Raw genomic sequence first — 12561 nt, 5'->3', positions numbered from 1 at the left:
AAAATGGCGACGCCGATAGCGCTGTTACTACATTTGTTTTATAAATTTTAGATAATAAACATCTTAAACCTTGAAAAATGAAAAAGTTAACTGTAGTATTCACAATTGTTATTCTGGCAACCTCCTCATTATTTGCCAATGGTAAAAACCCAAAGAACAGTACCTATGAAAAATTAAGAAATGAAATTGCCGTTCTATTAGACAATCCTCTGATTACAATAGAAACTCCTAGTACAGAGGCGTTCATCGAATTTACATTAAATAATAAAAATGAAATTGTAATTCTTACTGTTGATTCTGAAAAAGAAGGAATTGAAGCATATGTAAAATCCAGACTAAATTATAAAAAAGTAAATCTTACCGGAAATAGCACTTATAAAAAGAATTTTAGAATATCCTTAAAAATTCTAAGAGCCAGAAACTAGCTCTTTACCATCTGTTAATCTACTAAAAGCAGTTGTGCTCACAGCTGCTTTTTTTTATGGTTAACTACCATAAAATACGATCTAAAATCATATTAACATCAATAAGTACAATACTACATACTCCTAATAGGATGATCAATTTTAGAATTGTATGCAATACAATATAATGTTCTCTTTTACTAGACGTCCATAGTGCAATTAAAAACATCACTAGTAAAAATAAGCTAAAATAGAAGTATAGGTACATATGACCTATTTCATATTTAAATAACAAAAAATAAATAGGAATACCAGAAGCAATTACCAAAAGGCTAATCATCTTTTTTGAAGTTGACTCTCCATACATAATAGGAATTGTTTTATAGTTCTGTGCAAAATCTCCTCTCAGGTTACCCAGATCCTTTATCATCTCTCGCATTACTAACATCAAAAACAAAAAGGTTGCATGCACAAAGACAACTTCGTCAAAATTTTTATAATATATAAATACTGCAAAGAATGGGGTTATTGATAATGTAGAAGCCACAAAGTTTCCCACAAATGGAATTTTTTTTAGTTTATGGGAGTAGAACCATATTCCAAAAACATACAAAGAAAAGAACATAACCGCTCTAAACGAGACATAACTCGCCAATATGACGGATAAAAAATTTAGTACAAAGTACCCTGTTAATTTGGTTTGTTGACTTACCAAACGATCTAACATGGTTTTTTGTGGTCTGTTAATTAGGTCTTTCTCACGATCGTAGAAATTATTAATAATATATCCTGCTGCAATAACACCAGCAGAAGCAAGAACAATTACAAACAGATAAGTATCCAGTACTATATCCTTTAATCTGATATGAGGTGCTAAAATGAATATGGCGGCAAGGTATTGTGCCGATACAATAACCAATATATTATAACCCCGCACAATAGAAAACAAACTCAATAGCTTGAGAAGAATGAGTTTATTTTTTCTACTAAGCATCAGAATGCTTCTTAAAAGTTATAAACTACTTCTAGTTTATAATCCTTGAGTGCAGATTGCGCTTTATCTAAATCTTGTGTAAACCCAAGTATGTAACCTCCTCCTCCGGATCCACAAAGCTTAAGGTAGTAATCATTAGTTTCGATACCTTTTTTCCATAAAGCATGAAATTGTTTAGGAATCATAGGCTTAAAATTATCCAGTACTACGTGTGATAATTGTTTAATATTAGAAAACAGTGATTTGATATCTCCTTTAAGAAAATCATCTACACAAGCATCCGTATGCTTTACAAATTGATTCTTTAACATACTACGGAAACCTTCTTTCTTCATACTTTCCATAAAAATACTAACCATAGGAGCAGTTTCGCCAACAATACCACTGTCTAATAGAAACACAGCACCTTTTTTATTTTCTAATCCCTGAGAAGGAATTCCTGCAGGCTCTATGTTATCTTTAGAATTAATTAGTATTGGTAAACTCAGGTAACTATTTAAAGGATCTAAACCAGAACTATTTCCATGGAAAAAAGATTCCATAAGTCCAAAGATTGATTTAAGTTTTAATAACTTATCACGGGTAAGGTTTTCCAGAACCGTAATTTTATCTTCAGCATATTTATCATAAATAGCTGCCACTAATGCTCCACTACTACCTACTCCATAACCTTGTGGTATACTGCTATCAAAATACATTCCATTAGCAATATCTTTGTTTAATTTCTTTAGATCAAATGTCACCACCGTATCATCAGCTACTTCTTCGAGATAAGAAGCAAAGTTACTGAGGTGCTTATTAGATTGAATCGCCTCTTCATCAGGAGTTTTAGAAACTTTTAGTGCTCCTTTAAAAAAATTATATGGTATAGAAAGACCTTTGGAATCTTTGATGATTCCGTATTCTCCAAACAAAAGTATTTTAGAATAAAATAATGGTCCTTTCATATATTTTTGTATTAAATTCTGCGCGATATAACTTTATATAAAGTTACAACAATTTAGCACCCATTCCAATTTTGTCGCAAATATACTGTCCTTTCTGACAAAAAGCAACTAACTCACTAGTAATGAAATCTTTTACTTGATTTTTCTCACGATCCGGATAGAGTAAATGTACGTTTGATCCTGCATCTAATGTAAAACAAAGCTTAGATCCTGTCTCTTTTCGATACTCCCAGACTTTATTAATAATAGATAAAGTAGCCGGTTTCATGAGTATAAAATATGGTAAGGATGTCATCATCATCGCATGTAATGTCAATGCTTCGCTTTCTACTATTTCTATAAAACCATCCAAATCACCTGATATTAAAATTTTCTTAAGCCGGATGATATTATCATTTGCCTGATCAAAACGTTTAGAAGCAAATGGATGCCCGTGCATCAGGTCATGACCTACAGAGCTACTTACCTGCTTCTCTCCTTTATCCACTAATAATATAGTGTCTTGATAGTTCTCAAAGTTTTCATGGATTTGGTATGGAAACTTAATAGCATACCCGTCACTGCTTCCTGCTATATCAAGATGAGATCCCCAGGTAGTTACAGGTCCTTCAATACTTCTACAAGCACTGCCAGAACCCAACCTAGCAAGAAAAGATGCTTTTTGCAAACAAAATTCGTCTGTCATATCAGTATGTATTTTCTTTTCTAATTGCATCAGACAAAATGCTAATGCACTCATTCCACTTGCAGAAGAAGCAATCCCACTACTATGTGGAAATGTATTACTTGTTTCTATAGTAAGCGTATATTGTTTCAAAAAAGGCACATACGCTTCTATTCTTTCAAAAAAGCTTTGGATTTTTGGTCTGAAATCAGGTTTTGGTTTCCCTTCAAATAAAAGCTCAAAATCAAAATCTGTAGTAGTATCTTCTCTTCTTTTATAGTGCAACATTGTTTTTGTAACACACACATCAAGTGTAAAACTTATTGAAGGATTCTCTGGTAATTGTACAGGACGTTTTCCCCAATATTTCACCAGTGCTATATTACTTGGTGATGTACAGGAAACTACTCCTTTATTTGGCATTGTCAATATTGGTTTAGTCGTAAACTGAAGATAATTAACCATACTTAAAAATAATTTTAACAAAGATAAGTTCTTAAGAACTTTTTAGCCTATCTCCGTAAAAATAAATTACTATTTTAGTGTTTCACTAACTAAAATCAATGAAAAAAAAGTTATTTCGAATAGGCATTACGGTTTCTACCTGTTTATTAATTGGTTTTATGAGTAGTATCGCTACTCAATCCTCTATTTCCAGTTGGTACACAATTTTAAAAAAGCCTACCTTTACACCTCCTAATTGGCTATTTGCACCCGTATGGACAGTACTCTATATTATGATGGGAGTGGCTGCCGGAATAATATGGAATAAAGGTTTTTATCATAAATGGGTAAAAATTGCGTTATATCATTTTGGATTCCAACTTTTACTCAATGCTGCGTGGTCAATTTTTTTCTTTGGGATGCGTAATCCATTGATTGCATTATTGGATATTATTGCCCTTTTTATCCTCTTATTGTTTACCATTAAATGGTTTAAAGTTGTTAATTCTACTGCTGCTTACCTACTTATCCCTTATTTGATTTGGGTTGCTTATGCAACTGCATTAAATTTTAGTATATGGCAACTTAATTAAATCAAGAATACGGAATAAACATTTTATGAACAAAAAATCAATCGTCTTACAAACCACTCTAGAACTCATTACAAAACAAGGAATACAAGCAACTTCTCTTTCACAAATCATAAAAGATTCTGGTGTTGCTAATGGAACTGTTTATCACCATTTTAAAAATAAAGAAGAAATCATAACAGAACTTTATTTGATGCTTACTCAGGATTTTGGAACTGTTGTTATGCGTAATATTCCCGAAGATGACTTAAAGAAACAATTCACCATCATGTGGCATAATCTTTTTGATTATTTTGTAAACAACCCACTTGCTTTTGTTTTTTCTGAGCAAATAGCCCGTTCTCCAGAAATTCCACAATCTCTAAAAGATAAAGCAAGACAATATTACAATGAAATAGAAGCATATTTTAGAAAAGGAATAAAGGATAAAGTGTTTAAATCCTACAATACGACTGTGATGGAAGAATTGTTTTTTGGCAATGTAGTATCCTTAGTAAAAATTCATGAAAATGAAAATGTAAAACTTCTTGATAAACATATTAATCAAGCTATTGATATTTCCTGGAAAGGATTTTTAAGAGACTAAGGAATAGCTATGAATTGTTTAGCGTATATCACTAGGTCGATTTTATAATTTGATTTTTTTGCTTATGTTAATTAGGTATAAAATATTGAGGTTTTTTAATTTCTTTGATCTCATGTAATTTTATAAATCCTTCTTTACCTGCAACTCCGTATACAATCAAATGATCTTCATTGATTTCTTTGATAGGCACCATCCATTTTCTATAGTCTTCAGTAGAATAGTACACAATAAGATATGTGTTATCTATTTTTTCTAAACGATAACGAGGAGATTTTTCTTTACCACCGATTATTTTTACTACCTCATCAGGAAACATAATCCCTTCGAGTTTAATTATATTATCTGGTCTTATAAATGAAGCCCCATAAAAATGTTGATATTGTTTTTTTACAATACTATCAATTGGATAGTTAACAATCGTTGTCACTAATTTTACATATTCAAAATCATTAATAATAGACTTATTACCAATAGCATCTATACCAGACAACATATGCGTAGTTAAAATCAAGTTATCCTGATCATATGAAAAATTATAGTCTACATAGTTATCACCCTCGTCATGAATAAATAATTTATTTTTTAAATCAATTTCTAATTTCTGTTTCCCTAACAAGACATCAAAACTATAGGTGCATAATTTTTTATCCTTAATCTCAATGACTGGACATTCAATAGAAGTAAATGTAATGTCGTCAACAATCATTGTCTATTTGCCTCCTAAATCTTGACTAAACGTCGATACTACTGAAAATAGGGTAAACAAAACTAATATGTTTTTCATAATTTATTGTATTTTTTCTATAGTGAAATTTTCTGCTAAAACATAAGGTTGCCCCATATTAAAATTATCTGGTGACACATAATCATTGGTAAACACCAGTGCCTGTATTTTTTTATTTTTAAATGGGTATTCAGTTTTGACAATGGTAAATTCTATTTGATGATTCTTACAAATTGTTTCAATACTTGTCTTCAACTGAAAGGGAATTGTAAGATTTCTAAAGCCCTTATCCTTATAGGCATACTCTGTAGCGAAAAAATCTTTACTTGCTTGTATCCAATTTTTTGAAATCTTAATATATGATTGATATAATTGACCTAAAAACAAATCCTGATTTTTTGGAAATCCTTGTAATTTACACTCAACCAGCTTACTATTATAATGCCATAACAAAGGATGGTCTGTATATAATTTCATTTGTATATAAGGCCCCAAAAATTTGTTTATCATATTATAAGCAAACTCACAACCATTAGCCCGTACACGCCATTTTTGTTTTATAGATTCTCCCAAACTATAGTCTACATCCAAAAGCAAATCAAAATATAAATTTTGGATATTTGATGTTTCTGATGCAATATGTATACAGGACAAATTTGCATTGAGGTAATACTGTTCAGAGTTTGTAAATTCTATAAATTCTGATAGATTCATTTTTTTTATAATTTAAGACCGATAAATTTAAAATTTATCGGTCCTTTGATTTTTATTAATTACAATCACCAAAACCAAACTAAGCATGTGTAAATTGTGTTGGTATTAACCCAAAAGGGTTACCGGTTCTTACTTGACCACCACCAGCCATCTAATTAAATTCTCTTTTCAACACTTCCTTAAATCCCAGTTCAATAACCAATTTAGAAGTACCATATCTGTACCTGTAATAATCTGCAATTTCATTCGTCGCACTATGCATAGCTGCAGCTGTTATTACTGATGCATTTGAATATCCTAATTCATTTTCAAACCGATCGATATTATATTTCTCAAAAGTAAATAATTCGTTTCCAGAATAAATATGGTAACACCTTAATTTTGTTGATTATTAGGGTCGATAAGCACAACGCTAAATAAACAACTTAATTGGATAGTAACTCTAAAAATCTAATTAAAAGAGACATTAACACAATAGTCCTTATGCATATCTTTGATCGCTAATTGTATTGCCTCTTTTACCATACTTGCTTTACCAATTACCACACCTTTTGACGACAATTCCTTTGAAGGGACATTCCAGGAGAATTCTTTATCGTTTGTTTTAATTGTTCTTATGTCGCCTTTTGTAGTAATATTAAATGATTCTAGTTTATGACTATACTCTACTCCAGCTGGGAAGTATGTTTCGGTTACAAATTTTGTGGATCCTTTACCATAGACATAGCAAACACAATCTCCTATCTCCTTCTCTTCAGAAACTCTAACCATATTATTCTGTACAATTCGCCAGATTCCATCTCGTCCACTTGCGCCTACAATATTTATAATCATGGTTCCTTTTTCTGCGATTTTATTATCGATAGAGGATTCAAAACTTACCAGTGCACTAATAGTACCCGCTTTCTCTTTTTGAATAGTATGAGCGATTTTATCTAAAGACAGATTAAATCGGTAATTATCAGCTACAATATCATCTAGTTGAATAGAAATATCATTCTTGTTATAACTATTTTTTATAATAGAGCCAGAAAGTCTAACATAGGTGGTATTACCAGTGTAGTCTTTACTAAATAGGCTTAACACATCCTCTTTTTCACCCGTTTTACCTAATGAGTTAATTGCACTAATATAGTCAGTAAGAAGTTTCTTAATAGGCTCTGCATGCTCTTTGGCTGCAATTGGATTAGAAATAAAAATTAAAAAAATACTAAGGATATATGTAATTTTTTTCATGGTATAGATGTTTTTAGTTAATATGCTACTTAATATAGCAAATTCTGATCACATGCACCAGTATTTTACACATAGATTAACATGACAAAAAACTTAACTCCAGAAGCTTAACTGTTGTCTTTAGGTTACGTGTAGTAGCGTTACACTTTAATTTTTGCTCAAATAAATTATTAGTCAGCTTGGTTTTCCCATAACCCTGAGCAGCATACAGGTAAACAACTTTGTGATTCTTATTTAAAATATATTCTTCGCCATCAGCAGGTCTAATATCAAGTTTCTCTATAGTCGACACCTCTGGAATGTCAGACAACAAAGTGAAATACATTTTTTTCTCGTCCAGTTGCCCTTCTTTAATTCTTTGCAAAAAGGGATTTTGATCATATACCGCTTGTAAATGCGTTGAAATCATTACCAAAACAGGGACATTATATCCAAAACGAGTACCAATTCCTTTGTGTATCTTTTCTTCTAAAAGTTGTATAGTTTCTTCTTTTGCTTTAAAAACAACATTACCACTTTGTATATAAGTAACCACAGCGATATATCCCAGATGCTCGAACATATCTTTGAGTTCGGTCATTATAACCTTTTTCTTACCACTTACATTGATTCCACGTAATAGCGCTATATATGTTTGCATTCTATGATTAGTTATGCTGTTATTGCCTGTGCTGCTATAAAAGCGCTTGTCCAGGCATTCTGAAAATTAAATCCTCCTGTAATCGCATCAATATTTAATACCTCTCCGGCAAAATAAAGATGTTTGTGTTTTTTACTTTCGAATGTTTTAAAACTCACTTCTTTAAGATCTATACCTCCTGCAGTAACAAACTCTTCTTTAAAAGTGCTTTTCCCATCTACTTTAAAAACACTTTCAGTAAGTTGTTCTGCTAATGAGCCCAATTGCACTTTATTCATATTTGCCCAGCGCGTTTCATCCTTTATTTCTGCCGCAGACACCAGACTTTGCCATAATCTTTTGGGCAATCCTAACTGTGCATATTTTGTTATGTATTGTTTTGGGTAAGCATCCCTCACTACTTTTAATTTATGTATTGCCTTTTCTTTTGTATCATATTGAAGCCAATTAACACTAATTTCAAAATTATAATTTCTTGCATTCAATTCGATAGCACCCCAGGCAGAAAGTTTGAGAATAGCCGGACCACTCATACCCCAATGGGTAATTAATAAAGGCCCTTCACTTAATAATTTAGATTGTTTTACTTTAACAACAACATCTTTGGCTATTCCGGGTAATTTTTTAATTCTGTTATCTTTTATATTAAAAGTAAACAGGGATGGAACTGCATTAACTATCTGATGTTCCATTTCTTGTAGTTTTGTCCATACCTTTGGATTACTTCCTGTTGCAATCATTAATTTTGCCGTTTCAAACTCTCCTTGATTGGTTGTTACCTGCCACGCTCCGTGATGATCATTAAAATTTTTTACTACATGATTCGTGAGCACATCAATCTTTAATCGCTTAGCTTCTTTTAAGAAACAATCAATAATGGTCTGTGATGAATTCGAAACTGGAAAAACTCTTCCATCATCTTCAATTTTTAGCTCTACACCCCTACTTTGGAACCAATCCATCGTATCACCAGTCATAAAAGTATGAAATGGTCCTAAAAGTTCTTTTTCTCCTCGAGGATACTGTTTACTTAACTCTAGGGGAATAAATTCTGCATGGGTCACATTACATCGACCACCACCAGAAATTCTTACTTTAGACAACACTTCCTTTCCTCTTTCCAGAATGGCAATTTTTAAAGTAGCGTCACGCTCAGCTACATTTAATGCCGTAAAAAAACCTGCTGCTCCACCGCCAATAACTATGAGATCATATTGCATCAGACAAAATTAGGAAAATCTGTAATGATTCCATCTACCTTCCACGTTTTTGATCGTACGATTAATGGCACTAAATTTACTGTCCAGATATACACCTGATACCCAAGTTCTTTTGCCTCACGTACTTCTTCTATAGTAATACTGGTTATAGGCAGATGTACTGAAAACGCCTGAAGCTTTTTTGCTATTGGTAATGCGTGTGTAATATCTTCTTCTGTAAGCACACCTAATCTAAATTGTGAAGTCATCTCTTTTATCTCAAATAATTGAGCGTGATCAAAACTCGAAATGATAAATTGATTATAGTCCCACTCTGTTTTAGCAATATAAGTTTCTAATACCTCAATTGTAGGCATTGCAGTACACTTTCCTTTTAATTCTACATTCAATTCACATTGACCGTTAATACATTCCAGAACCTGTATTAAGGTTGGTATGATAAAACCTTCTTTGGTTCTTAGCTCTTGTAACTCCTGTAAAGTATGATCCGCAACATTACCTACTCCAGTAGTAGTTCTCTCTAAGGTTTCATCATGGATAACAATTAATTCTCCCGATTTACAGCGATGTACATCTATCTCTACACCGTCTACACCATGTTTAATAGCTTCCACAATAGATTCAATAGTATTTTCTGCTACTAATCCCGCTGCTCCTCGATGTCCGAATATTTTCATAAATACAATTTAAAAAGGCATATCTATTATACGCACTAGTCTATTATTTTACTACTATTGGCTATAATATCTGAAAGAATAACCTGTGTTGATGGATTACCATACGGTGTTAATCTATCAATTACCTCTTGTAAATGGTCGCTATCTTTTACAACGACTTTTATAATCAAACAATTCTCTCCTGTAACTCTACTACATTGTTCTATCTCTGGAAAACTTTCTAAAGTATCCATAAAATGATGAAAATGTTTGCTATCAATACTCATTAAAATATAAGCAGATACAGAAAAACCCATTTTCTTAGCATCTATTATAGTTACATATTTTTTAATAACTCCTGTATCTTCTAATCGCTGCACCCGCTCACCAACTGCAGAAGCTGACAAACCAATTTCCCGACCTATATGAGCGTAGGATGCTCTCGAGTTTTCTTTCAAAAACTTTATAATTTTAAGATCTAACTTATCTTTTATCACGATCCCTTGTTTTTAAGCTAAAAAAAGATTGATTCCATTGAAATTACACTTAATATCGCTCATATCAATGCTTTTGATTACGGGTATAAAGTTAAATTTACATTCCATAAAACACATAGGTAATCGTATTATTTTTAATGTAAAAAGAAAAAAATGTTTGGAATCGTTAATTTTGAAGCTTTCTTACTTGCTGGTATTGTACTAAATCTAACTCCAGGGGCAGATACCATTTATATACTAGGGAGAAGTATTTCTCAAGGGAAAAAATCGGGAATCCTTTCTGCATTAGGAATATCTACCGGAGCATTAATTCATTGTTTGTTTGCTACATTGGGTTTATCCATTTTACTAGCAAAATCAGCAATCGCATTTAATATTGTAAAATATACGGGAGTCATCTACCTCATCTATCTGGGAATTCAATTAATACGATCTAAAACAGACAAAAAATTTGAAATCAAAAGAACTTGCACATCACAGATCAGTAACAGAAAAATCTATCTATCAGGAATACTAACCAACGTATTAAACCCAAAAGTAGCTTTATTTTTTCTTGCCTTTTTACCTCAATTTATTAATCCTGAATTTACAGACAACTATACTCCTTTCCTTATTTTGGGGTTAACATTTGTAACTACAGGAACCGTTTGGTGTTTATTATTGGCTTTTTTTGCTTCAAAATTATCAGATAGTATCAGACGTAATTACAAAATTAAATCCTGGCTCGATACCTGTACTGGTGGCATTTTTATTCTACTGGGAATTAAACTAGCTTTTACCAAATAATAAGTAAAACCTGAAAGCGGAATTAAGAACAAGGAAGATCAAAAAAGAGCAGAAATAAAATTTTATCTAATAAAAACAACTCTTTCTTTATAACCTTTATATAAGATACTACTGAATACTATTATTTAAATGCCGCTATTCCTGTAATATCCATACCAGTAATTAACAAATGAATATCGTGAGTGCCCTCATAGGTTATTACACTTTCTAGATTCATCATATGCCTCATAATACTATACTCGCCTGTAATCCCCATACCTCCAAGAATCTGTCTGGCTTCTCTGGCTATTTTTATAGCCATATCCACGTTATTACGTTTTGCCATAGATATCTGCGCTGTAGTTGCTTTTCCCTCTTCCTTTAGCACACCTAATCTCCAAGCCAGCAACTGTGCCTTTGTAATTTCGGTTATCATTTCTGCTAACTTCTTTTGCTGTAATTGAGTTCCTGCAATAGGTTTATCAAACTGAATTCGCTCTTTAGCATATCTTAAAGCCGTATCATAACAATCCATTGCAGCTCCAATAGCTCCCCAGGCAATACCATAACGTGCAGAATCCAAACATCCCAATGGAGCTCCCAGACCGCTCTTACCTGGCAATATGTTAGCCTTAGGCACCTTTACATTATCAAAAATAAGCTCTCCGGTTGCCGATGCACGAAGAGACCATTTATGATGTGTTTCTGGGGTAGAAAACCCTTCCATTCCCCGTTCTACAATAAGCCCATGTATTCTTCCTTCTTCATTTTTTGCCCATACTACAGCAATATCAGCAAATGGCGCATTAGATATCCAAAGCTTAGCTCCATTGAGCAGATAGTGATCTCCTTTATCTTTAAAATTAGTAGTCATCCCAGCCGGATTAGAGCCATGATCCGGCTCTGTAAGCCCGAAACAACCCATAAATTCTCCAGAAGCTAATTTAGATAAGTATTTTTTTCGTTGATCTTCATTACCATATTTCCAGATAGGATACATGACTAAGGAGGATTGTACAGAAGCAGTTGACCGTACTCCAGAGTCTCCTCTTTCTATCTCTTGCATAATCAGTCCATAACTTATTTGATCTAATCCTGCCCCGCCGTACTCCTCTGGAATATAGGGACCAAAAGCTCCTATTTCTGCTAATCCTTTTATAATCTGATCAGGAAATTGTGCACGTTGTGCATACTCTTCGATAATTGGAGAAACCTCGCGCTTTACCCAACTACGAGCAGCATCACGTACTAACTTATGCTCATCTGATAAAAGGTCGTCAAGGTTATAGTAATCTGGTGCTTCAAAAAGATCTGGCTTCATTATATGTTATTTTTTTAAACTATCTTCAAAATTAAAGATATTAAAGTATAAATAATTCAATTTAAGGAAAAAATAACTCGTATTTTCTCAGAATTTCTCAATTTTAATATATCTGAACACACTACATACACAAAAAAAGGATCATCCATTTATTATTTT

The 12561-nt window shown here is 32.5% G+C and carries 15 protein-coding genes; 4 read left to right on the top strand and 11 right to left on the bottom strand.

Going from position 1 to position 12561, the window contains the following annotated elements; all coding sequences use genetic code 11:
- Positions 1-77: 77 nt before the first annotated feature.
- A complete protein-coding gene (locus ABD816_RS18795) occupies positions 78-425 on the top strand; it encodes a hypothetical protein (protein ID WP_344930016.1) in 348 nt (115 codons plus the stop codon).
- A gap of 64 nt (positions 426-489) precedes the next feature.
- On the opposite strand, the gene ABD816_RS18790 is transcribed toward ABD816_RS18795, so the two are convergent.
- From ABD816_RS18790 to ABD816_RS18780, 3 genes are read right to left on the bottom strand one after another with little or no spacing between them, the layout of a single operon-like run.
- Positions 490-1398, bottom strand: a complete 909-nt coding sequence (locus ABD816_RS18790; RefSeq protein ID WP_344930014.1) for a geranylgeranylglycerol-phosphate geranylgeranyltransferase — start codon at positions 1396-1398, stop codon at positions 490-492.
- A gap of 11 nt (positions 1399-1409) precedes the next feature.
- Positions 1410-2345 carry a mevalonate kinase family protein gene (locus ABD816_RS18785; protein ID WP_344930013.1) on the bottom strand — a complete coding sequence of 312 codons (936 nt, stop codon included), beginning with the start codon at positions 2343-2345 and terminating at the stop codon, positions 1410-1412.
- A gap of 43 nt (positions 2346-2388) precedes the next feature.
- The gene (locus ABD816_RS18780) at positions 2389-3432 is read right to left on the bottom strand and encodes a diphosphomevalonate decarboxylase (RefSeq protein WP_344930011.1); all 1044 of its coding nucleotides are present in this window, start codon (positions 3430-3432) and stop codon (positions 2389-2391) included.
- 140 nt (positions 3433-3572) lie between these two features.
- Between ABD816_RS18780 and ABD816_RS18775 the strand changes: the two genes are divergently transcribed.
- Positions 3573-4046 (top strand): TspO/MBR family protein, encoded by a 474-nt coding sequence (locus ABD816_RS18775; protein WP_344930009.1) that lies wholly within the window; start codon positions 3573-3575, stop codon positions 4044-4046.
- Positions 4047-4071: 25 nt separating this feature from the next.
- On the top strand, positions 4072-4629 hold the full coding sequence (locus tag ABD816_RS18770; protein WP_344930008.1) for a TetR/AcrR family transcriptional regulator: 558 nt from the start codon (positions 4072-4074) through the stop codon (positions 4627-4629).
- 67 nt (positions 4630-4696) lie between these two features.
- Here the strand turns inward: ABD816_RS18770 and ABD816_RS18765 are convergent, their stop codons facing one another.
- From ABD816_RS18765 to ABD816_RS18735, 7 genes are all read right to left on the bottom strand, one after another.
- Positions 4697-5335: a hypothetical protein gene (locus tag ABD816_RS18765; RefSeq protein ID WP_344930006.1), complete on the bottom strand. Its 639-nt coding sequence runs from the start codon at positions 5333-5335 to the stop codon at positions 4697-4699.
- Between the two features lie 81 nt (positions 5336-5416).
- Positions 5417-6067, bottom strand: coding sequence for a hypothetical protein (locus ABD816_RS18760; RefSeq protein ID WP_344930004.1), 651 nt, complete (start codon positions 6065-6067; stop codon positions 5417-5419).
- Between the two features lie 450 nt (positions 6068-6517).
- Positions 6518-7303, bottom strand: coding sequence for a hypothetical protein (locus tag ABD816_RS18755; protein ID WP_344930003.1), 786 nt, complete (start codon positions 7301-7303; stop codon positions 6518-6520).
- A 76-nt stretch (positions 7304-7379) separates the two neighbouring features.
- Positions 7380-7943 carry a DUF1697 domain-containing protein gene (locus ABD816_RS18750; RefSeq protein WP_344930001.1) on the bottom strand — a complete coding sequence of 188 codons (564 nt, stop codon included), beginning with the start codon at positions 7941-7943 and terminating at the stop codon, positions 7380-7382.
- 11 nt (positions 7944-7954) lie between these two features.
- Positions 7955-9163: a BaiN/RdsA family NAD(P)/FAD-dependent oxidoreductase gene (locus ABD816_RS18745; RefSeq protein WP_425549127.1), complete on the bottom strand. Its 1209-nt coding sequence runs from the start codon at positions 9161-9163 to the stop codon at positions 7955-7957.
- Positions 9163-9840, bottom strand: coding sequence for a glycerophosphodiester phosphodiesterase (locus ABD816_RS18740; RefSeq protein WP_344929998.1), 678 nt, complete (start codon positions 9838-9840; stop codon positions 9163-9165). The genes ABD816_RS18745 and ABD816_RS18740 overlap by 1 nt, the downstream gene beginning before the upstream one ends.
- A 35-nt stretch (positions 9841-9875) precedes the next feature.
- The gene (locus ABD816_RS18735; RefSeq protein ID WP_344929996.1) at positions 9876-10316 is read right to left on the bottom strand and encodes an Lrp/AsnC family transcriptional regulator; all 441 of its coding nucleotides are present in this window, start codon (positions 10314-10316) and stop codon (positions 9876-9878) included.
- A gap of 153 nt (positions 10317-10469) precedes the next feature.
- Between ABD816_RS18735 and ABD816_RS18730 the strand changes: the two genes are divergently transcribed.
- Positions 10470-11102: a LysE family translocator gene (locus ABD816_RS18730; protein WP_344929994.1), complete on the top strand. Its 633-nt coding sequence runs from the start codon at positions 10470-10472 to the stop codon at positions 11100-11102.
- 121 nt (positions 11103-11223) lie between these two features.
- Here ABD816_RS18730 and ABD816_RS18725 read toward each other — a convergent pair whose 3' ends face one another.
- Complete coding sequence (locus ABD816_RS18725; protein ID WP_344929992.1) at positions 11224-12402, bottom strand: acyl-CoA dehydrogenase family protein; 1179 nt, start codon at positions 12400-12402, stop codon at positions 11224-11226.
- Positions 12403-12561 lie beyond the last annotated feature (159 nt).

Source organism: Aquimarina addita, from assembly GCF_039539305.1.
GTDB lineage: Bacteria > Bacteroidota > Bacteroidia > Flavobacteriales > Flavobacteriaceae > Aquimarina > Aquimarina addita.
The sequence above is the reverse complement of the archived record's forward strand: the minus strand, read 5'-3'. Positions and strand labels throughout refer to the sequence as shown.